We start from the raw sequence: 19,790 nt of genomic DNA on the forward strand, positions 1-19,790 counted from the left end.
GAAACAAACCATAAAAAGAAGGGAATGAGGAGTTAATGAAAGAAACATTCATTCAAGCAGATGATACAATCACCCTTTGGGGGATTATCATTATCTGGGCATCTGTCAGTATTTTTTTAGAACAGCGTTATAGCTGGGCTTCCAAGGTTACAGGAGCAATTATTGCATTAGTGGGAGCAATGGTTTTATCTAATTTTGGTATCATTCCAACGGAGTCGCCGGTATATGATGCTGTCTGGTCTATTATTGTTCCATTAGCAATACCGCTTCTGTTGTTTCATGTTAATATTAAAAAAATATGGAAGGAAAGCAGCAGGCTGTTGCTTATTTTTCTGCTGAGCTCTATTGGTACGATTGCAGGAACAATTGTTGCCTTTTTCACTTTAAGGAATTACATACCTCTATTAGACCAATTAAGCGGTATTTTCAGTGCTACATATATTGGGGGAGGCGTGAATTTTGCAGCAATGGCTGCTAAATTTGAAACTCCTGGCGAAATCATTTCGGCGGCAGTTGTTGCTGATAATTTAATGATGGCATTATTATTTATCATGCTGATGGCTATTCCCGCCATGAACTTTATTAGAAAACGCTATCCAACGCCTCATATTGACGAAGTGGAGCAGAATCAATCAGCTGATGGTGATAAAACATTAGCAGAAAGCTTTTGGAAGAGAAAATCAGTCTCATTAAAGGATATGGCACTTTCTGTTGGAACAGCTTTTCTTTTAGTAGTCGTTTCTTTAAAAATTGCCGATTTCTTTGCCAGTATTATTCCAAGTGGAGAAGATGCATCCTTCTTCAATAACCTGTTAAACGGTTTAATCGGTGATCAGTATCTGGTATTAACAACACTTACTTTTATTGCCTTAGGAGTTTTTCCAAATTATTTTTCTGAATTAAACGGCAGTCAGGAAATTGGTACATATCTGATTCACATATTTTTCGTCGTTATTGGAGTCCCGGCATCCATCACGTTAATTATTAATACGGCACCATTATTGCTTGTTTTTGCGTTTATTATTGTCGCAATCAATTTAATACTTTCTCTTGTTTTTGGAAAGCTATTTAGAATGAGCTTAGAGGAAATTTTGCTGGCAAGTAATGCAAATATTGGCGGACCAACTACTGCAGCAGCGTTTGCGATTGCAAAAGGCTGGCGGCAATTAGTAGGTCCAATATTAATCGTCGGTACCCTGGGCTATATTATTGGAAACTATATTGGCACCTTCCTCGCTGTGTGGTTTGGAACCATGATGTAGAGATAGTCAAATCTGCTTCTGTCATTAATACAGAAGCAGATTTTTTTATTGCATAAATCAGTACCTCGAATCTCTTTTGCGAATTGACTTCTTCTAAAACCTTGTTTCCATTAAAGTATCTCATTGACTATTTCCTCCTTGTCGGGTGGGTGATTGAGTAAACTTGGTTAAGTATTTCAATCGTAGCATAGTCAAAGGGACTTTTTGTGTTTGAAATCATTATTTCATACACCAGGAAATTATAGAATAATTGCCTTCTGGATAACTATTTATAGAAAAGCAGCCGTGTCCAGCTCCGAGCGCCAAACTTTAGAGACTTCACGTCGCACTTATGCCCTGTGGGCGAAAGTCAACATCGGTTCGTCAACTTCACCGCGTTTCCTTTATCTCAGTTGCGCCGCTCCAATCTCTACGTTTTTAAGCAGGCGCTCTGCGCTTTTGTTCTCAAGAGCATTACTATGAAAAATGTTCAGATTTGTTGAAAGCAATTTGAACATAGTATAATTTAATATACGTCAGCAGGCAGACTGCTAATTTCAAGGATTAATAAAGACTGATTCAGTAAATAATAAAATATCAGTTGTAATCCTTTTGTTGCATCAAAGAGATTAAAAAGGTTGGGATAGCTATTTTTAAGCGATTATTTTTTTTGCTGTTAATTATACTGTTAGCCATTTGGACAAAACCATTATGGGAAGATCCAGTCCGTAATATAATTCCTGATGCTGTAAGTGATACATTTTCCTCTGCAGGTGATTTTATTAATGATGCGGTAGATAATGATTTTTACTTTCGGCAGGTATCAGATCAAGCTGCTTCATTTTTTAATTCCATCACAGGTTCAGAAACAAATAGAGAGTATGAGCGAGTGGAAACACCGGAGCTCACTACACCCGAGGAGCAATCTTTTTCCGTGGGCAATGTAGAAATTGGAGATACAAGAGATCAGGTTGAAGAGACGTATGGAGAACCTGAACGGAAAAGTGAAAATGAATATGGGGTAGAGTGGTCCACTTATCATGAAAACTATCAAAACTTTATGATGGTTGCTTACGATGAACAGGATGTAGTCCGTGGACTCTTTACCAACCAGGATTTACTGTCATCTAAGCACGATATTGCGCTTGGTGATTCCAAGTCATCAGTAAACGAGATATTAGGTGAGCCGGAAGAAATGATCCGCAACGGCTGGTTTAATTATAAAATAGAGAGTGAAGGCGAATATGATGTTTATCATATGGATGGTACTTACGTAACCATGTTTTATGATCTGCATGAATTGGATGAAGTAACTGCCATTCAAATCATAGATGAAGATTTAGAAGCTGCGAAGAGCACGCTTTATACTCCCGGCAGTGAGGCACTGAAAGAAGGGCTGGAATACCAGTTATTTGATTTAACCAACGCTACACGCGTGAAACAGGATCTGTCTATTTTAGAATGGGATGAAGATGTAAGAGAAACAGCAAGAAAGCATAGTACTGATATGGCTGTCAATCAATTTTTCAGTCATACGAATTTAGAAGGACAATCTCCTTTTGACCGGATGAAGGCAGATGGCATTTCTTTCTTAAGCGCGGGTGAGAACCTCGCTTATGGCCAGTTCAGCAGTATTTTTGCCCATCAGGGTCTATTGAATTCTCTTGGACACCGGGAAAATATTTTACACGAAAGCTTTAGTCATTTAGGAATCGGCGTTGATTTTAATGAAAGTGACCAGCCGTTTTATACAGAGAACTTTCTTCAGTAACTAACGGAAGAAAGATTATCGGGTAATCTAATGAAAAGGAGTGATTTAATGAAAAAACAGGCAACACCTTACCTCACATTTAACGGAAATGCCAAAGAAGCTTTAAATTACTACCAGAAAGTTTTCGATGGGGAAATCCTGGCGATACAAACGTTTGGTGAAGCGGACTATCCAACTCCTCCTGAAGCGGAAAACAGAATTATTCATGCACAATTTAAAAAGGATGCATTATTCTTTATGCTCTCAGATACTTTTCCCGGTCAGCCTGTTGAAACGGGGAATCATATTTCGTTGGTGCTCGAATTTGAAAGTGAAGCAAGTATTCAGAAGGTATATGATAACCTGCATCAGGAAAGCAAAGTATTAATGAAGCTTCAGGATACATTTTGGGGAGCAAAATATGCAAAAGTCAAAGATAAATTCGGGATTGTTTGGGATTTGAATTTTACGAAAGAGTAATCAATTTTATATAAAGTTTTAAGGATAAACAATACATATATGTGTTGTTTATCCTTTTTTAGTAAATGATATGCCTGGGTGCATTGCTTTATATTTTTTGGATAATAATAAATCTTGATTAGAAATTTTAATGGATTGGGGTTATTTCAAGGAGCAGGTGATATACGTTCAGAAGGTATCAAAAGGAAACTTTTTAGAGGAGGAAATTATTTTGATTTATATATATAACGACTACGGAGGTACACATACCACTTCACTTGCAGCAGCCTATCATTTAAATAAACTTCCAACGAATCGAAAGCTGACAAAGGAAGAAATACATCATGTCAGATACTTCAATAAATTAACAAAGCATGATTTAGGTAAACTGATTTTCCATGGTATGGATGACGAGGGAAATGCAGTATACACCATAGGAAGAAGAAATAATAAATATGTTGTGCCAGCTATAAAAGACTTAGCAGCCTTGTTACATGAAAGAACTTCGATGAATGAAAAGATTATTATTTCCAATACTTCTCCTACTGTACCATTTGTGATGTCAGTGGGAGGCTTCTTATCCAGAGGATTGAATATCAATTTTTTAGGAGAACCTTTATTGGTTGCCGGTGCAAAGCAATGCTGTGTAAAGATTAACCGGTTAGTTGAGGAAACAAAGCAGGCGGGTCATTCTATGACTGCCAAAGTTATTGTATTGGAAAATAAAAAATTTCATTGATTTTATTTAGGAGAAAAAGTTTTCTATAGGTCACATCAGGCTATCAGAATAAAATACCTGATAGCCTGATGTGTTTTTCAAAAGATGAGGGTGACCTGTCTGCAAGCTTTAATTAGTAGAAGCTGTTACAACAAAAACAGAATTTCCTTCTGTTACTATTCCTTTGCCTATTATCACAACGATTCGATTCACGACATCTGTGATGGTGTTCGTTTCTGTGATTATTTCTGCTGTGACAACAGTCTTCATGTCTGTTTTCACATCTGTTGCGATTTTGGTGACTGTTATGACAGCAATCCTGTTTATGATTTTTACGACGATAGTCGGCGCCTGGACGACTTGTGTTGCAACAAGGGTCTTTACGTCTTCCTTCTGATGAGTGATGACCGCACATAGCTTATCCCCCCTTTCCCATTCAATATACGTTAGTAAGAAAAAAGGGATTAGACAAACTTAATAGGAGCTAACACATTTTTTAATGGAGACTGCAGATTCATAAACGAATTACTTAAAAAATACAAATGAATTTGAAACTTTTTTTCAATCATTTCGTATAACTTGATTAAGAAGAATAAGTTGAACGGGGAGGACTAGAATTGACTGAAATTGCATTGGAATTAAAAAATGTCAGCAAGCGTATCAAGAATAAAGAAATTATTAAAGATGTCAGCTTCCAAATAAAACAGGGCGAGGTCTTTGGCTTTGTCGGGCCGAACGGGGCTGGTAAAACCACCACCATACGGATGATGGTTGGTTTAATGAAAATTACAGAAGGCGACATCCGTATTGTTGGCAAAAGTATTCAAACAGATTATAGTGAAGCGATCAGAGAGGTTGGAGCGATTGTTGAGAACCCGGAGATGTATCCTTTTTTAACAGGAAGAAAAAATCTGGAGCAGTTTGCAAGAATGGTTCCAGGCACAACAAAAGAAAGGATAGAAGAGGTAGTCCAATTAGTCGGTTTGAAGAAGGTAATCAATGATAGAGTTGGCGGATATTCTCTTGGAATGCGGCAGCGGTTGGGAATTGCACAGGCTTTGTTACATAAACCATCGATTCTCATTTTGGATGAGCCCACAAATGGTCTTGATCCCTCTGGAATGAAGGAGATTCGCCAATATATCCGTACCTTGGCGGAAAAAGAAAATGTCAGTGTCATTGTTTCCAGTCATTTATTATCTGAAATTGAGCTGATGTGTGATCGCATTGGAGTTATTAAAAATGGATCATTAATCGCTGTAGAGGATGTAGAAAAGAACAGGAAGATTGAGGATAGTGATATATCAGAATATATTATCTCCGTTAGCAATGCGGAGACTGCGAAAGCGCATCTGGATAGTCTGGATGAATCTTTATTTGTAGAGACAGCAGATGAAACAATCTTAAAAACAGCGATGAAACGTGAACAAATACCAGCTGTACTCAAAGAATTATTAAATAATAATATCAATGTATATGAAGTTCAGGCTGCAAAAGGCACGTTAGAAGACAAATTTTTCGATTTGATTGGAGAGAATGTCATTGAGTAATCTGAGTCAGCTTATAAAAAACGAATTTATTAAACTGCATCATTATAAATCTACGTGGGCTATGTATATCATTATTGCGGTTCTTCTGGTTGGCGGGGCTATCATTACAAACTTTGTAGCTAACCAGAGTATGATTATTGACGCAACCTTTCAAAGTGAACTGGTTCAAGCTTATCAGTCTGTTGGGGTAGAGATTCCAGCTTATGATATGTGGGCTTTCGTGGCTGATAATATCTCGCTTATCAGTTTTATTACTATTTTTATCATTGTCGCAGCAGCTAAAATTATCTCGAATGAGTATAAATGGGGAACGATTAAATTGTTACTTATTCGCCCGGCAGGAAGGGGAACCGTATTAACATCCAAATATATTACTGTTTTACTCTTTGCAGTTGTATTAATTCTATACACCATTATTCTATCCATGATTATTGGGCTTATCTTTTTTGGTGTTGATGCTTGGAATCCAATCATTGTAGATAACATGGGGTCTGGTTATACCGAAGTTTCTATCATTACTTCTATCGGTAAAAATATACTATTTAGTCTTGTTCCGTTAATTATAGTGGCAACCTTGTCCTTCATGATTGCAATTTTATTCAAAGGCAGCGCCATGGCGATTGCAGCAAGTATTGTGATTTTCATTGCTGCACCTATTATTACCATGCTGGTAAGCCGCTATGAAATTGCAAAATATCTGTTAACGGCACATCTCGATCTCCAAAGTATTTTTGCGGGGGCGCCTTTAATTGAAGGAACAACTATTGGGTTTTCTATTGCTGTTCTTATCGTTTATTACATTATATTTATGATAGTAGGATGGCTCACTTTCAAAAAAAGAGATGTAGCTGGAAATTAATTGGAAAGGAAGAGGCATTGTGAAGAAATCTTCTACTTTATTGTTTGTATTTCTTTTGCTTCTCTTAGGAGCTTGCTCTAATGAGAATGAGGGAGAACAAGAAGATAATCAAAATGATACGGAGCAAGAAGAGGATCTGGAAGAAAAGGATAATAAAGAAAATCTGGATCCTGCAACAGGGCTTTTTATGGAATTTATAAAAGAAAATAAAGACTCTGACCGGATTGCTTTTTTAGCTACATGGAACGATGAACCAATAGCAGAAATGAATACCAATCTAGCCCTGCCGCTTGCCAGTGTTGTCAAAATAATTATTGCGATTGAATTCGCCAGTCAAGCGGAGGAAGGGAAAATCGACCCTTCGGAAAAGGTATCTATGGAAGAAGTAGATAAGTATTATTTTGCTAATACAGATGGCGGAGCACATGACGCCTGGAAAAATACCTTGGGCAACGAAGCAGGAGAGGTTTCCCTTGAACAAATTGCACAAGGAATGATGGATTTCAGCTCTAATGCAAATACTGATTATTTAATAGAACGATTGGGGCTGGAGGAAGTAAATAATCGGGTTGGGGAATTAGATTTAAATAACCATGATCCGATCTATCCGTTAACAGCAAGCATTGCAATTCCGGAAAGAGTATTGGAAGAGAACAATTTAGAAAAAGACGAATTAGAAGCAGCATTACGTGATTTAGATGATGATGCATACCGCCAGATAGCTGTCGATCTTTTTGAAGAATGGCAAGAGGAACCGTTAAGTGAAGAGGAAAAAGAAAAAGCTGTTGCACTATTGGATATGCCGATTCAAAAGGTCTGGTCTGATCGATTGACCCATGCAACAGCTGAAGATTACCATAAAATCATGACTATGCTGAATAAAAAAGAGCATTACTCCGATGCTTTTTATGAAGAATTGGATGCTATCTTTAGCCTGAAATTAGAAAATGAAGCAATTGAACGCGCGGCACAAAAAGGCGGGAGCACTGCTTTTGTATTAAATCAGGCTGTATATGCAGAAGACGAGGCAGGCAACCGTTTAGAGATGATTTTATTTACAAATGATCTTAACCTTTCTGAGCTGGAGGTCGCAGCTATGCAGGTGCAGGCTTTGACGGATAAATTAGTAAATGAGGAAGATTTTCGTGAGAAAGTTAGAGAATTATTAGCTGAATAATTATATAATCCCCCTGACGCCGGTACATTGCATCGTATTAAGGGGATTTTGATTTATAAGCTGTATTCTAAAAAGATCTGTTTCAAGAAAAGAGCAGGAGACAGTTGCTTGAGAGGATGAAAAAATGAAAGATGATAAAAATAAGGAAGAAAAGACTTCCTTGAAAATAGCAGCGTATTGGTTCTCTATCCCGAGAATTTTAAGTGCCGGTTTATTTTTACTGATAATATTAATCCTTTCTATTAGTGGCTGGGTAAAAATAATTCAACATTATTTTTAAATGTATCACTAAACTAAGAAAAGCGGTGGAAAGCAGTGTCAATTTATATAGAAGAAGTAAATAAGGGAAATTGGAGAGAAATTGCTGCATTAGAAGTAACTGAAAATCAAAAAGATTTTATGGAAAGCGTATCATTTTGTTTAGCAGAAAGCTTTATTGAACAGCTTACAACATCGCTTGGCTTGTATGATGACAATCAACCGGTTGGGTATGCCATGACTGGATTTTATTTTGATGAAAAAAGAAGCATTTGGTTTGATCGTTTTATGATTGATCGTCGTTTTCAGGGGCAAGGTTATGCAAATCAGTTTATCCCATTAATTGAAAAATACATTATAGAGAATTATGATGTGCAAATCATACGTTTAAGCTTTGTTCCGGGAAACAATCCAGCTGAACAATTATATAAAAGGCATGGCTTTGTCCGGACAGGGCAGCATGATTCGGAAGGAGAAATTATTATGGAGAAGCATTTATAGATGACCATAATTATATTATGTAAACTAAATAACTTTAATGTTATTCTCTAACATTAAAGTCTAGGAGGCTCTCTACTCAAAAATAAATTTAAATTTAGGGGGGATTCATACACAGTATTGTGCCGGCCTTAACGAAAGGATTAAAGGCAAAAAGAACTTTTATTACATTTAAAATCGAATAGCTAGAATAGAAATGGAATGGTATCTCTTGCTGAGATACCATTCCATTTTTGAATTTAGCAGATGTTTTTTCTCTATTGGAAAAGTATTGCTGCGGAGGTTTAGAGGCGCATAGACCCTAAGACTTAGATAAAGATATTTCTCAGGCTCATTACACAAAAAACAGTCACACGGTAAGATAAAGATACAATAACGAAAGGAGGAAAACGGAATGAAAAAATTCATGTTATTTATCGGAGGACTTGTCGCAGTGCTGATACTTCTGGCAAACCTTGGCCCGATGATATTGCTTGCATTAAGCATATGGTTACTGTATATATGCTTTAAAAAATTTATGGGCACAGATTCAACTGCTGCAAAAATTGGATGGGTGATTGCAGGATTGATCGTATTGAGCATCACGTTCTCTAACATCTATGCCGTTTTAGGTGTTGCAGCAGCATACGCACTTTACCTTATCTATAAGAATTGGAACACACCGGAAAGCTCCGTTGTCCACGAAATAAAAGAAGATGATGATCCATTTACAAATTTTGAAAAACAGTGGGCAGAGTTAAATAAATAATTACATTAAAAGGAGAGATTGATAATGGCAACAAATATTTTCACTCGAATGAAGGATTCGATTTCAGCAGATTTACACACGATGATGGACAAAAAGGAACAAAACAATCCAATCGCTGCGCTTAACCATTATTTACGCCAAAGTGAACAGGAAAAAGAAAAGGTAAGAAAGCTGATTGACCGCCAATATAAATTAAAAGAAGAGTTTGCACGTGAGTATATGAAAGCACAGGACCTTGCTGATAAACGTCTGAAACAAGCGCAAATCGCAGAACGTGCTCAGGAAGAGGAAATGCATGAATTTGCTCTAAAAGAGCATGAAGAGTATCAAAACCGTGCAGGTCGCATGAAAGCATCCAGAGAAGAAGCTATTACCCAGCTTGAAAATTTGGAGCAGAAATACGAAGAGATGAAGCATCGCTTAAAGGATATGCATCTGCGCCGTATGGAATTAATGGGCCGTGAAAATATTGCGAAAGCAAATCATCAAATTAACCGGGTCGTGGATGAGTCACCGGAAAAACCTTTCTCCAAATTTGAAGAAATGGAACAATATATTGAAAATCTGGAATACCGAGTAAACAGCTCATACTATCAGAGCACATTTGATAATAAAATTGCAGCAATCGAAAAGAAATTAGAAGAAAAGGAAAATGAATAAACTCAGAATTTGTAGGGTGAATTAGAAAATCATGATATACTTATACTGGCGCAGGTTGTTCTTGCGCCTTGTATATTTTACATAATAATGAAAGGAGAATGGAAGGATGTATAAACAGCTCAGCACGAGAAATTTAAACTGGATATGGATTACCGTCGCCATTCTTCTTGTTTTTGAAATCGTCTTTTTCCATGGCGGTTCACTGATATCAGCGTTAATTTCCGGCTTCTTTGTTTACTTCAGCTGGAAAAGATTGCATTCACTGGGCTGGAAGATTGTGTTCGCAATTGCTGCAATATCCTTCATTCTGAACGTTTTCAATTTATTGGCGGTTCGATTTTTAATTATCGTTGCCATTGTTTTCTTTATTTTAAATTATATCAAATCAACGAAAGAACCCAGTAAAGAAAAACCGGAGCTTCCGAATAAAGCAAGTTTGAAAGATGAAGAACCTCTTGTTCAGGTTGATAATTTATTTAATGAACGCTTTTTTGATGACTTTCGGACGGAGGAAACAGCTTATCAATGGAAAGATGTCAATATGCATGGCATTTATGGTGATCGTGTTATTGATTTAAGTAATACAGTGCTGCCTTACGATACGGCGATTATCTCTATCCGGCATCTTGTAGGCAATATTGAGATTTACGTTCCTTATGAAGTAGAGGTCAGTATTCATCATAGTTCTATATTCGGCAGGGCATCTATTTTTGGAGAATACCACGGCCGGCTAATGAACAAGTCACTTCATTATGAAACAAAAAAATATAATACGGCTCATCAAAGAGTAAAGATTGTCACATCTTTATTTTCCGGAGACATTGAGGTGAAACGCATATGAATACGATTATCCGTTTTGTTCTCTTGTCTATTGCCTGCAGTTTTGTTCTGGCAATTGCTGCAGTTTTAACGACCTTTGTTACTTTCTCTGTAAATGAGTCAGCGGGTTGGAGCGCACTTTGGGAAGGGCAAATTGGAGGTGTTTCCTTCCTTTTGACGGTTCTGGCTTTTGTGATTATCTTCGGTTCCATAGTCGGTGCAATTATAGGCTGGTATTGGAAGGGGAATTTGAAAAAAATTGAAAAAATGCTTACAGGCATTATTAAAGGAGAAAGACCTCCTGATACAGAAGAAATACCAAAAGAACTGGAACCGATCTCTGCGCGAATGAATCAGGTTCAGGAGAAGTTGCGTGCACAAACGGAGCATGCGCAAAAGATTGCTACAGAAAGAGCAAACGAGAGGGAACAGAGTTTGCAGGAAGTAGTTGTACAAGAAAGAAACCGTTTAGCCCGGGAACTGCATGATTCCGTGAGTCAGCAGCTTTTTGCAGCTTCCATGCTGATGTCAGCAATTAATGAGGCAGGATCAGCTGAGGATGCAACATTAAATAAGCAGTTAAATATGGTGGAAAAAATGATTCATCAATCACAATTGGAAATGCGTGCACTTCTTCTGCACTTACGGCCGGTTGACTTAAAGGGGAAGACATTGCAGGAGGGCGTAGAGGGGCTTTTAAGAGAATTGACACAAAAAGTACCTTTAGAAATCGATGCAAAAATAGAAGCATTTCAAGTTGATAAAGGGGTAGAAGACCAGCTATTTCGTATCTTTCAGGAATCTATCTCCAACACGCTGCGTCATGCGAAGGCTGAAAATCTTCAGATATTATTACTGGAACGAGATGAAAATATTATTATGCGCGTGGTTGACGATGGAGTCGGGTTCGAGACAGAAGCTGTTAAAACAAGTTCTTATGGAATGCAGAATATGCGTGAACGTGCTTATGAGGTTGGCGGTACTTTGAAAATTATCAGTCTGCCGAATGAAGGCACGCGTTTGGAAGTAAAAGTCCCTATTTTAAGAAAGGAGCGTAACCCTGATGATTAAAGTTTTATTTGTTGATGATCATGAAATGGTACGAATCGGCGTATCCGCATATCTGTCATCACAGCCGGATATTGATGTAGTTGCAGAAGCAGATGATGGCTCACGTGCTATTGACCTGGCATTAGAGCTTCGCCCGGATATTATTTTAATGGATCTTGTGATGAAAGAAATGGATGGAATTGAAGCCACAAAGAAAATTATTGAATCCTGGCCGGAAGCAAAGATTATTATCGTTACCAGCTTTTTAGATGATGAGAAGGTATATCCGGCACTAGAAGCGGGAGCAACCAGCTATATGCTGAAAACATCAAAAGCCGGCGAAATTGCCAAAGCAATTCGTGCTACATACGAAGGACAATCAATACTGGAACCAGAAGTTACCGGGAAAATTATGAATCGTATGCGGACAAAGCAGGAGACAGTTTTACATGAGCAATTAACAGGGAGAGAAAGGGAAATATTATTATTAATGGCAAAAGGGAAATCGAATCAGGAAATTGCCGATGAGTTGTTTATCGCATTAAAAACAGTGAAGGTGCATGTCAGCAATATCCTAGGAAAATTGGAAGTGCACGATCGTACACAGGCGGTAATTTATGCTTTTCAAAATAAGCTGGTAGAATAGTATTTTTGGAGCGGGTATCTTCAGCTTCTTTAAATAAATGAAAAGTGAACTATAGTTTCAGGGAAAAGGTGATGTTATGACAAATAAAGAAATGATGTATTCTTCTAATAAAAAGAATGAAGCAGTCAAATTTCTAAAAAACGATGAAGACTTTCTCAAAGAAAAAAGTCTGGAAGAAATATTAGCTGAACGGTCGCAGTATCCTGTTGAATCAGATGAATGGGAGTATTTAAATAAGTTTAAATCGGAAATTTTACAAAAGAAAAAGCCAAGTACAGCGGAAAAAATATTATATTTTAAAGAAGCTGATTTAGACAGTATTCCATGGGGCTTCAGTAAAGTAAAGAACCTGCCGTTAATAGACTATGAAATAGAAGAACGCAGTTTATTGGAATACCACCCGAATCAAAGACATCCGATCCCATACGTCGCTGTAAGATATGAAGAGGAATACTTCTTTATTTTACGCGGTGCAGGTGTCGGAGAAAGCAGACTTGCCGGAAGAAAAGGACTTCTGGGAGGACACGTCGGGGAAATTGATGCAGTACCCGGTGATATTCAAAGTTCTATCGAAAATGGACTTTGGCGTGAGCTGGAAGAAGAAGCCGGAATAAAAGCAGAAAAGGTTAAAAAGCTGGAAATGAAAGGTATAATTAAATCGAATGATGGTGTCGATAGTGATCATCTGGGGATTATTTATGAAATAGAATTAAATAGTAAAGATATTCAATCAGAGGAAGAAGAGCTTACGGGGATATGGATGACAAAAGAGGAGTTGAAACAACATTTTGACGCGTTGGAGTCATGGTCAAAAATAGTTGTTTCTAATCTTATACTTTCCGATTAGAGCTGCTGTAGACTTAACTAAGGGGATATATGCTTATTATATAAGACGTATATCTCCTTTAGTTTCTATATAGATTATTTGTCTGAATATTTGTGTATTTAATTCTGACAATAGGCAATTACATTTCAAAATAACCTAAAAAGAAGGAGGTAACAATTTGGAGTTAAAAAATATTGACTTGGAAGAACGGATGAAGTTTTATCATGTTAATGGGTTGAGTATTACATTGTTTGAGAACGGTCAAATCAGCAGAACGATAAATAAAGGCTTATTGGAAGCTGAAAGCAATAGAAAAGTAAATGATAATTCTATTTTTAATGCTTGTTCCATCAGCAAGTTCTTAACGGGCATCCTTGCTATGAAACTGGCAGATGAAGGAATTCTTTATTTAGATGAAGACGTAAATAAAAGCCTTATCTCGTGGAAAGTACCGGAAAGTGAATTTACAGAAAATCAGAAAGTAACATTAAGAAATTTATTAAGTCATCAATCTGGAATTATAGATCCTGAGGGCAGCTTTTCTGAACTGGATTCGGAAGCAGGAACCCCTTCTATAGTTGCGTTATTAGAAGGAAAAACACCTTATTGTAGAGCTCCTATTAAAGTAAAGCGTGAACCTGAAAGTGAATTCCGTTATTCAGATGCAGGCTTCTGTATTATTCAGCAGTTGATAGAAGATGTTACTGCAAAAGCCTTTCATCAGGTTATGAATGAGCAAGTATTTGAACTGCTAGGAATGGAAAACAGTTATTTAGATACGACAAGTTTGAATTTGGATAGTGATAATTTTTCTTGCGGACATAACAGAAATGGTGGACTCACAGATGAAAAATACCCTATATATCCTTATCCGGCAGCTTCTGGATTATGGACAACATCTTTCGATTTAGCTAAAGTAGTACTGGAATTAATGAATGCTGTAAAAAGGAAAAGTAAGATTGGTCTATCGGAAAATGCAGCAAAAGAAATGATTACTCCGCAAAAAGGTAAAAACTGGGCTGGGTTAGGAGTGTTTTTGGAAGGTTCGGAAGAAAAACTGGAAATTGCATCTCTAGGCTGGGGTGTAGGTTTTCAATGTATGATCGTAGCATATCCGTATCCAGGAAAAGGTGCAGTGATCATGACAAATGCAGAATTAGGTGTTCATCAAATGGAAGGCATCATAGGAGAAATATATAAGACACTTTTTTCTTAGAAAGCATTATATGATGAGAGAAAACAGTCAGATTACTCTATTTGAAAAGAATAAAAATAGCAACAACATCATCCCATTGCTATTTTTATTCTTTAGAATTACTGTTTATAATCTCTTTTTGTAATAAATGCTTCAGATAAAATCGCTATTGCAGAAAATATGCCTATACCAACAGCAATATATTTAAATGATCCCCCGCATGATCATTAAACAAAATAAGCATCGTCGCAGCAATGGAAACTGCTGCCATTCCGATCTGAACAGGAATTTTTGGTTTTGAATCTCTATTCGTAAATCTTTTATTTACGAAAAAACTCAGCAAAATGATAATGATAAAAACAACAATCATTCGTACTGCCTCCATACATATTGTATATTCTTCATGCTAAGTTTCTTCCCATAGATGTCTAGTTTTAAACTTAGTGTATGTGCATCCGCTAAGAAGGAGCAACGATAAGAAAGATTGCTGCTGCCCCGGTAAAAGCATATAGACAATTGATTATCAGACAGATTTTCATCAAGGCTTCCTTATCTACTTTTAGATAGGTAAATATCGTGAATATGCCGCTGAAAACCATAAATGCAGCATAGGATAAAATTATAAATTCAGCTGTTGGTGATTCAAGTGCCCAATCATTTGTCCTGAGAATTAGAATTGTCCAGGGGATAAACAGCATGATTGTACAAATGCTTATAAAAATATTTTTCATTTATAATCCTACCTCCTTTCCGCTTTCCCAAAAAAGATACAGGAAATGGCTAAACAAACGATTGTAATTCCAACTGCAGCAGGTATCCATGGGAAGAGACTGACCTGAGCTGTCGAAATGTATTTGGCGGTTATTACGTAAAACGGGTAGCACATCGGATAAATAAACCAAAGTTTCGTATTAATTATTAGTACAGATGGAACGACAGAAGCCAGTCTGAGTCCTGTGGCAAAAATAGGTGTCTGAATGCAGATAGACAACATCCAAAATACAGAAAGCATTGGTTAGCCGCCAGGAAAAAGAAGGGCGCTTTATCTGAATTGGCGGCAAATATCAATCAAACTGCTGCTATTTTACAATCGCAACAGCGGATGCTGAAAAGGAAGGAAGAAGCACGATCGAATTGGATTGCCGGCGTTTCGCATGATATACGGGCTCCTTTGTCGATGGTAATGGGCTATGTCGGGCAACTGGAAGAGGAAGATACACTGAATCAAGAATCCAGGAAAAAAATATCAGTCATTAGAAAACAAAGTGAAAAAATGAAGCGGTTAATTGATGATTTGAACTTGGCTTCCAAATTGGAATATAATATGCAGCCGATTCATTTAAAGGACGAAAATGTGGTTGCTGTTGTGCGGGAAGTAGCAGTAGAATTTATGAATATCGATTTGGATGGAAAATATCCGGTAGAATGGATTGCTGATAAAGAGGTATCCGCTTGTATCATTGTGGCAGATAAATCCTTACTAAAACGGACGATCAGCAATCTGGTTCAAAATTGCATGAATCATAATGAGGATGGATGTACCATTTTTATATCTATTAAAATAGCGGAGAGTAAATGCGTTATTTCAGTAGAAGACAATGGAAAAGGTGCAACGAAGGAACAAATTCAACATTTAAATAATACCCCGCACTATATGCTTAGGACCAATCGTTCTGGAGAGTTTCGGCATGGTCTGAGAGTGCTGATTGTAAAACAGATTATTTCTTCGCATGGCGGTGAAGTCGTTATTGACCAGAGCCAGTATGGAGGTTTGGCTGTACAGATTGTATTGCCAACAGCTAAATGATAGAGCTAGGCTGTTTTTAGATGCACGCATCTGTTATAATCAATCTGTCATATTATATTTGGAGGTTATCGTAATGGGAATTGCATCTATCGCAGTAGTAGATAACAGTCTACTCTTCTAAAATTTAAAAGGAGGGTAGACATGGGGATTTGTAGCATTGCTGTTGTTAAAAAAGTTCATTATAAACCAAGAAAAATACGAAATGGTTATAATGAACGATAGGTAAAGTTTGTTATAACCAATAGGATAGAGGGTTATAATGAACAAAATAAATCTAAAAGATAGTCAAAATTTTATTACGTCGAAAAAGCATATTAATGACATATTATCCCAAACAAACATTGGGAAAAATGATACGGTTATTGAGATTGGTTCGGGGAAAGGTCACTTCACCAGAGAGCTCGTTAAGATCTGTCATTTTCTCACAGCTGTTGAAATAGATACGAAGCTTGTATCTATGATGCAGAGGTCTATCAAACGTTCTGAAAACATTCAAGTTGTGCATGCAGATATATTAAAATATAGATTTTCAAAAGGAAATCAACCGTATAAAATTTTCGGAAATATACCTTACAATATAAGTACAAAAATAATAAAAAAGATTGTATTTGAAAGTGCTGCTGCATACTGTTTTCTGATTGTAGAAGCAGGTTTTGCGAAGCGGCTGACAGATTATAGAAGGACTTTAGGATTATTCCTATTTCCTGAAGTTGATATAAAGGTTTTAAGAAGAATTCCTAGAGATTATTTTCATCCAAAACCGAAAGTTGATTCTGTTTTAATCAGACTTAGAAGAAAAGAATCTGGAATTCACTCTAGTGATAGAGATTTGTATCAATATTTTGTTTATAAATTGGTAAATAAGGAATATGATAAGCTGTTTACAAAAAATCAGTTTAAAAAGACATTGAAGCATACCGGGGTCACAAACATAAATTGTTTAACTGGTGAGCAGGCCTTATCAATGTTTCATAGCTATAAGTTATTCTTGAACTGAAGAAAAGATAATGATAAGGTAAAGCATTTAGAAGAAAATAAATTGAATGCTTTACCTTTTCTCTATTTTATATAGAACTAAAATTGCTGAATCAAATTATATACTTACAATCGGAAAAGTAATTTCAAAATATATCCGGCCATCTTTCACAGCTGCCGTTATTTTCCCATCCATCGCCTGGACCAGTGTATCTGTTATATAAAGCCCTAAACCCAGATGACCATCTGCATTGTGCAGTTCTTCCGTATAAAACCGTTCAAAAATCCTATGGATCTGTGTGTTATGAAGGCGGGCTCCATCATTTGCCATGTATATTTTAAAAGAAGCAGCGTCGAGACTTGTTTTAACCGATAAAAATTCTTTCGCATATCGGTAGGCATTGTTAAGAATATTTTGCAGCGCTCGATCCAGCTGATAGACATCGATGCAGAAATTGGAAGCATCCTTACTGTTAAGTTGATTTTCTAATTGGGCATGTATACCCATTGTCTGGCACTCCACAAGAATATTTTCCAGCCAGTCCACTGCCCATTCATAGCAATTGATTGATTGTGTTTCCAAATGAATGGTGTCCGGTGTTTCATAGCTTAGGCTTAATTGATTGGAAAGGTCATTTAATACATGTACCTTTTTTTGAATGACTTGTAAATAAAGCTGTTCTTCTTCCGGACCCTCTGCCATGCCATCCTGTAATGCTTCAATATAAGCAGAAATCGAAGCAATCGGTGTTTTTAAATCATGGGAAATGCTGTCGATAAAATGCTTACGTTCCTTTTCAAAGGATTGCTGCTGCTGCTCTTGCAGATGTAATGTATTTCTCATCTGATCAAAAGCAGAGATAAAACGGCCAAATTCATCCTCTTTTTTGTATGAGATTCGATGTGATAAGTTCCCTTGAGAAATTTTTTGAGCTTCCTCAGCTAAAATGGATAGAGGGGCAATCATTCTTTTTCTCACGTAGGTAATCATCCAAAAAGAGAATAGAAAAAAAGGCAAGGTTGTTATCAGGATAATAATAAAGATAATATCAGACTGTGCCATCATAAAAGCAATCAGCAGCGGTATACAAGCAGTGATGATACACATCCAAATAAGTTCTTTTACAATACTCTGCTTCATTGTATTTCACCGTCGAAACGATAGCCTATTCCGCGTAAAGTAGTGATGTAGCTGCTGTTCCCCAGCTTTTCTCTGATTTTTTGTATATGAATCATAACTGTATTGATGTCTCCATATTCATGTATTCCCCAAACGTTGTCATAGAGTTGTTCTTTGCGGAAAGCCTGATTAGGAGATTGTGCTAAGAATACGAGCAAATCAAATTCTTTCATAGTCAGGTTAACAAGCGCTCCGCCCTTTGTTACATTTCTCGAAGACAGGTCAATAATAATATCATCAAATGCAATGATTTCACTGGAAGCAGAGGGGAGAGAAGCATATTCAAAACGTCTGAATAATGCTTCCACCCTTGCAACGAGTTCTTTAATCGAGAATGGCTTCGTAATATAATCGTCAGATCCAATTTTTAACCCAAGTACTCGATCCACCTCTGTTTCTTTTGCACTGATAATAATGACAGGTACTACAGAGAATGCTCTTACTTGCTTTAATATCTCCAGCCCGTCCAATCCTGGTAACATTAAATCTAGTAAAACCATATGAGGTTGATACTGTTTGACAACATGCAGGGCTCGATCCCCTTGCTGGCAAATCAACACATCGTAGTTTTCTCTATTTAAATAATTTTCCATCATTTTAGCTAAATCTACATCATCTTCTATTACAAGTATTTTTTTCAGCTCCATTGGTACCTCCTAAGTAAATAAATCTTGTTTACTAAATATCTTTATCGTACCAATAAACAATAAGAAAGTGAAAATAAGATAACAGCTAATCGAAATAATACCTGTTAATAGATTCGCTGAAACAAGATCATGTAAAGTGCTGACGTACATGGTTGGAAAATGAGCTGAAACCACAGGATCAAGACCTTCCATCAACGCCTGCAAGAGTATAAGTCCTAATGCCACGCCAATAGTGACGGTTTCTTTTCTAGAAATAGCTATAACAAAAGCCAACATGGAGGAATAGAAAAGAAGAGAAAGGATAGCTCCACATAAAAAATAGGAGATGTTAAAATAATTTAATTCGATTCCTGCTGCAAGAGAACCAATTGTGAGCCAGCTCGTTACAACGTGTATTAATAAGATAACTATTCCTAATAATGTCGCAACGATTATTTTTGATAAATAATAATGATTACGGTTGGATAATTTAGGGATAATGTTTTTAATTGTCTGCGAGTGATAGTCTGTTGATAGCAAATCAGCAATTAAATAAGCACAGATTATCCAATACATTTGCCTGAAGCTTCCAAACACCTGAATGAGAATATCTTCTCCTGCATTCGCATTTACCGCTGTGTAAAGGCTTAAACCTGCTGTTAATAAAATAGTAAGTAATATCAATAACCGATATTTACGATTATAAAACAAATAAAATATGTCATGTTTTAATTGTTGAATCATATAC

Annotated in this window: 25 protein-coding genes; 18 read left to right on the plus strand and 7 right to left on the minus strand. The window is 36.8% G+C overall.

Annotated elements, in window-relative coordinates; translation table 11 throughout:
• Positions 1-35 precede the first annotated feature (35 nt).
• From OSO01_RS10790 to OSO01_RS10805, 4 genes are all read left to right on the plus strand, one after another.
• Positions 36-1,262, plus strand: coding sequence for a DUF819 family protein (locus tag OSO01_RS10790; RefSeq protein ID WP_147210441.1), 1,227 nt, complete (start codon positions 36-38; stop codon positions 1,260-1,262).
• 649 nt (positions 1,263-1,911) lie between these two features.
• Entirely contained in the window at positions 1,912-3,012 is a 1,101-nt protein-coding gene (locus OSO01_RS10795; RefSeq protein WP_246145126.1) for a CAP domain-containing protein, read from the plus strand.
• A 48-nt stretch (positions 3,013-3,060) separates the two neighbouring features.
• A complete protein-coding gene (locus OSO01_RS10800) occupies positions 3,061-3,471 on the plus strand; it encodes a VOC family protein (RefSeq protein WP_147210442.1) in 411 nt (136 codons plus the stop codon).
• 211 nt (positions 3,472-3,682) lie between these two features.
• Positions 3,683-4,189 carry a DUF3189 family protein gene (locus OSO01_RS10805; RefSeq protein WP_147210443.1) on the plus strand — a complete coding sequence of 169 codons (507 nt, stop codon included), beginning with the start codon at positions 3,683-3,685 and terminating at the stop codon, positions 4,187-4,189.
• A gap of 108 nt (positions 4,190-4,297) precedes the next feature.
• Here OSO01_RS10805 and OSO01_RS23370 read toward each other — a convergent pair whose 3' ends face one another.
• On the minus strand, positions 4,298-4,438 hold the full coding sequence (locus OSO01_RS23370; RefSeq protein ID WP_156987584.1) for a hypothetical protein: 141 nt from the start codon (positions 4,436-4,438) through the stop codon (positions 4,298-4,300).
• Between the two features lie 347 nt (positions 4,439-4,785).
• Here OSO01_RS23370 and OSO01_RS10810 point away from each other — a divergent pair, with 347 nt between their 5' ends.
• The 12 genes from OSO01_RS10810 (at position 4,786) to OSO01_RS10860 (ending at position 14,475) form a co-directional block, all read left to right on the plus strand.
• Positions 4,786-5,718 carry an ABC transporter ATP-binding protein gene (locus tag OSO01_RS10810; protein ID WP_147210444.1) on the plus strand — a complete coding sequence of 311 codons (933 nt, stop codon included), beginning with the start codon at positions 4,786-4,788 and terminating at the stop codon, positions 5,716-5,718.
• Entirely contained in the window at positions 5,711-6,577 is an 867-nt protein-coding gene (locus OSO01_RS10815) for a DUF2705 family protein (protein ID WP_186813632.1), read from the plus strand. Before OSO01_RS10810 ends, OSO01_RS10815 begins: the two co-directional genes overlap by 8 nt.
• Positions 6,578-6,596: 19 nt before the next feature.
• Positions 6,597-7,754 carry a serine hydrolase gene (locus OSO01_RS10820; protein ID WP_147210446.1) on the plus strand — a complete coding sequence of 386 codons (1,158 nt, stop codon included), beginning with the start codon at positions 6,597-6,599 and terminating at the stop codon, positions 7,752-7,754.
• 124 nt (positions 7,755-7,878) lie between these two features.
• On the plus strand, positions 7,879-8,034 hold the full coding sequence (locus tag OSO01_RS23375) for a hypothetical protein (RefSeq protein WP_156987580.1): 156 nt from the start codon (positions 7,879-7,881) through the stop codon (positions 8,032-8,034).
• Between the two features lie 35 nt (positions 8,035-8,069).
• Complete coding sequence (locus tag OSO01_RS10825) at positions 8,070-8,513, plus strand: GNAT family N-acetyltransferase (RefSeq protein WP_147210447.1); 444 nt, start codon at positions 8,070-8,072, stop codon at positions 8,511-8,513.
• A 391-nt stretch (positions 8,514-8,904) separates the two neighbouring features.
• The gene (locus OSO01_RS10830) at positions 8,905-9,258 is read left to right on the plus strand and encodes a lmo0954 family membrane protein (protein WP_147210448.1); all 354 of its coding nucleotides are present in this window, start codon (positions 8,905-8,907) and stop codon (positions 9,256-9,258) included.
• Between the two features lie 24 nt (positions 9,259-9,282).
• Positions 9,283-9,918 carry a PspA/IM30 family protein gene (locus OSO01_RS10835; RefSeq protein WP_147210449.1) on the plus strand — a complete coding sequence of 212 codons (636 nt, stop codon included), beginning with the start codon at positions 9,283-9,285 and terminating at the stop codon, positions 9,916-9,918.
• Positions 9,919-10,024: 106 nt separating this feature from the next.
• Positions 10,025-10,759: a cell wall-active antibiotics response protein LiaF gene (gene liaF / locus OSO01_RS10840; protein ID WP_147210450.1), complete on the plus strand. Its 735-nt coding sequence runs from the start codon at positions 10,025-10,027 to the stop codon at positions 10,757-10,759.
• Positions 10,756-11,808, plus strand: coding sequence for a sensor histidine kinase (locus tag OSO01_RS10845; protein WP_147210451.1), 1,053 nt, complete (start codon positions 10,756-10,758; stop codon positions 11,806-11,808). Before liaF ends, OSO01_RS10845 begins: the two co-directional genes overlap by 4 nt.
• On the plus strand, positions 11,801-12,433 hold the full coding sequence (locus OSO01_RS10850; protein ID WP_147210452.1) for a response regulator: 633 nt from the start codon (positions 11,801-11,803) through the stop codon (positions 12,431-12,433). The genes OSO01_RS10845 and OSO01_RS10850 overlap by 8 nt, the downstream gene beginning before the upstream one ends.
• Before the next feature lie 76 nt (positions 12,434-12,509).
• Positions 12,510-13,280 carry an NUDIX domain-containing protein gene (locus OSO01_RS10855; RefSeq protein WP_147210453.1) on the plus strand — a complete coding sequence of 257 codons (771 nt, stop codon included), beginning with the start codon at positions 12,510-12,512 and terminating at the stop codon, positions 13,278-13,280.
• Between the two features lie 157 nt (positions 13,281-13,437).
• Positions 13,438-14,475: a serine hydrolase domain-containing protein gene (locus OSO01_RS10860; protein WP_147210454.1), complete on the plus strand. Its 1,038-nt coding sequence runs from the start codon at positions 13,438-13,440 to the stop codon at positions 14,473-14,475.
• A 163-nt stretch (positions 14,476-14,638) separates the two neighbouring features.
• Here the strand turns inward: OSO01_RS10860 and OSO01_RS10865 are convergent, their stop codons facing one another.
• The 3 genes from OSO01_RS10865 to OSO01_RS10875 form a co-directional block, all read right to left on the minus strand.
• Positions 14,639-14,824, minus strand: coding sequence for a hypothetical protein (locus tag OSO01_RS10865; protein WP_147210455.1), 186 nt, complete (start codon positions 14,822-14,824; stop codon positions 14,639-14,641).
• An 88-nt stretch (positions 14,825-14,912) separates the two neighbouring features.
• Complete coding sequence (locus OSO01_RS10870; RefSeq protein ID WP_147210456.1) at positions 14,913-15,185, minus strand: hypothetical protein; 273 nt, start codon at positions 15,183-15,185, stop codon at positions 14,913-14,915.
• A gap of 8 nt (positions 15,186-15,193) precedes the next feature.
• Positions 15,194-15,466: a hypothetical protein gene (locus OSO01_RS10875; RefSeq protein WP_147210457.1), complete on the minus strand. Its 273-nt coding sequence runs from the start codon at positions 15,464-15,466 to the stop codon at positions 15,194-15,196.
• 39 nt (positions 15,467-15,505) lie between these two features.
• Between OSO01_RS10875 and OSO01_RS10880 the strand changes: the two genes are divergently transcribed.
• Positions 15,506-16,261 (plus strand): sensor histidine kinase, encoded by a 756-nt coding sequence (locus OSO01_RS10880; RefSeq protein ID WP_147210458.1) that lies wholly within the window; start codon positions 15,506-15,508, stop codon positions 16,259-16,261.
• Positions 16,262-16,520: 259 nt separating this feature from the next.
• On the plus strand, positions 16,521-17,258 hold the full coding sequence (gene erm, locus OSO01_RS10885; RefSeq protein ID WP_147210459.1) for a 23S ribosomal RNA methyltransferase Erm: 738 nt from the start codon (positions 16,521-16,523) through the stop codon (positions 17,256-17,258).
• A 96-nt stretch (positions 17,259-17,354) separates the two neighbouring features.
• Here the strand turns inward: erm and OSO01_RS10890 are convergent, their stop codons facing one another.
• Genes OSO01_RS10890 through OSO01_RS10900 form a run of 3 tightly spaced genes read right to left on the minus strand, consistent with a single transcriptional unit; the run spans position 17,355 to position 19,786 of the window.
• Positions 17,355-18,377, minus strand: a complete 1,023-nt coding sequence (locus tag OSO01_RS10890) for a HAMP domain-containing sensor histidine kinase (protein WP_147210460.1) — start codon at positions 18,375-18,377, stop codon at positions 17,355-17,357.
• Positions 18,374-19,063, minus strand: a complete 690-nt coding sequence (locus OSO01_RS10895; RefSeq protein WP_186813633.1) for a response regulator — start codon at positions 19,061-19,063, stop codon at positions 18,374-18,376. Before OSO01_RS10895 ends, OSO01_RS10890 begins: the two co-directional genes overlap by 4 nt.
• A 9-nt stretch (positions 19,064-19,072) precedes the next feature.
• Positions 19,073-19,786 (minus strand): ABC transporter permease, encoded by a 714-nt coding sequence (locus OSO01_RS10900; RefSeq protein WP_147210461.1) that lies wholly within the window; start codon positions 19,784-19,786, stop codon positions 19,073-19,075.
• Positions 19,787-19,790: the final 4 nt, after the last annotated feature.

This window comes from Oceanobacillus sojae (assembly GCF_007991515.1).
In the GTDB taxonomy this organism is placed as follows: Bacteria; Bacillota; Bacilli; order Bacillales; family Amphibacillaceae; genus Oceanobacillus; species Oceanobacillus sojae.

What these genes read in the sequence shown, in the direction of transcription:
- OSO01_RS10845 (WP_147210451.1), top strand. Translation starts at nt 10,756, where the DNA reads ATGAATACGATTATCCGTTTTGTTCTCTTGTCTATTGCCTGCAGTTTT.
- OSO01_RS10865 (WP_147210455.1), bottom strand. Translation starts at nt 14,824, where the DNA reads ATGATTGTTGTTTTTATCATTATCATTTTGCTGAGTTTTTTCGTAAAT.
- OSO01_RS10855 (WP_147210453.1), top strand. Translation starts at nt 12,510, where the DNA reads ATGACAAATAAAGAAATGATGTATTCTTCTAATAAAAAGAATGAAGCA.
- OSO01_RS10895 (WP_186813633.1), bottom strand. Translation starts at nt 19,063, where the DNA reads ATGGAGCTGAAAAAAATACTTGTAATAGAAGATGATGTAGATTTAGCT.
- OSO01_RS10850 (WP_147210452.1), top strand. Translation starts at nt 11,801, where the DNA reads ATGATTAAAGTTTTATTTGTTGATGATCATGAAATGGTACGAATCGGC.
- liaF (WP_147210450.1), top strand. Translation starts at nt 10,025, where the DNA reads ATGTATAAACAGCTCAGCACGAGAAATTTAAACTGGATATGGATTACC.
- OSO01_RS10835 (WP_147210449.1), top strand. Translation starts at nt 9,283, where the DNA reads ATGGCAACAAATATTTTCACTCGAATGAAGGATTCGATTTCAGCAGAT.
- OSO01_RS10830 (WP_147210448.1), top strand. Translation starts at nt 8,905, where the DNA reads ATGAAAAAATTCATGTTATTTATCGGAGGACTTGTCGCAGTGCTGATA.
- OSO01_RS10870 (WP_147210456.1), bottom strand. Translation starts at nt 15,185, where the DNA reads ATGAAAAATATTTTTATAAGCATTTGTACAATCATGCTGTTTATCCCC.
- OSO01_RS10790 (WP_147210441.1), top strand. Translation starts at nt 36, where the DNA reads ATGAAAGAAACATTCATTCAAGCAGATGATACAATCACCCTTTGGGGG.
- OSO01_RS23370 (WP_156987584.1), bottom strand. Translation starts at nt 4,438, where the DNA reads ATGAAGACTGTTGTCACAGCAGAAATAATCACAGAAACGAACACCATC.
- OSO01_RS10800 (WP_147210442.1), top strand. Translation starts at nt 3,061, where the DNA reads ATGAAAAAACAGGCAACACCTTACCTCACATTTAACGGAAATGCCAAA.
- OSO01_RS10900 (WP_147210461.1), bottom strand. Translation starts at nt 19,786, where the DNA reads ATGATTCAACAATTAAAACATGACATATTTTATTTGTTTTATAATCGT.
- OSO01_RS10890 (WP_147210460.1), bottom strand. Translation starts at nt 18,377, where the DNA reads ATGAAGCAGAGTATTGTAAAAGAACTTATTTGGATGTGTATCATCACT.
- OSO01_RS23375 (WP_156987580.1), top strand. Translation starts at nt 7,879, where the DNA reads ATGAAAGATGATAAAAATAAGGAAGAAAAGACTTCCTTGAAAATAGCA.
- erm (WP_147210459.1), top strand. Translation starts at nt 16,521, where the DNA reads ATGAACAAAATAAATCTAAAAGATAGTCAAAATTTTATTACGTCGAAA.
- OSO01_RS10875 (WP_147210457.1), bottom strand. Translation starts at nt 15,466, where the DNA reads ATGCTTTCTGTATTTTGGATGTTGTCTATCTGCATTCAGACACCTATT.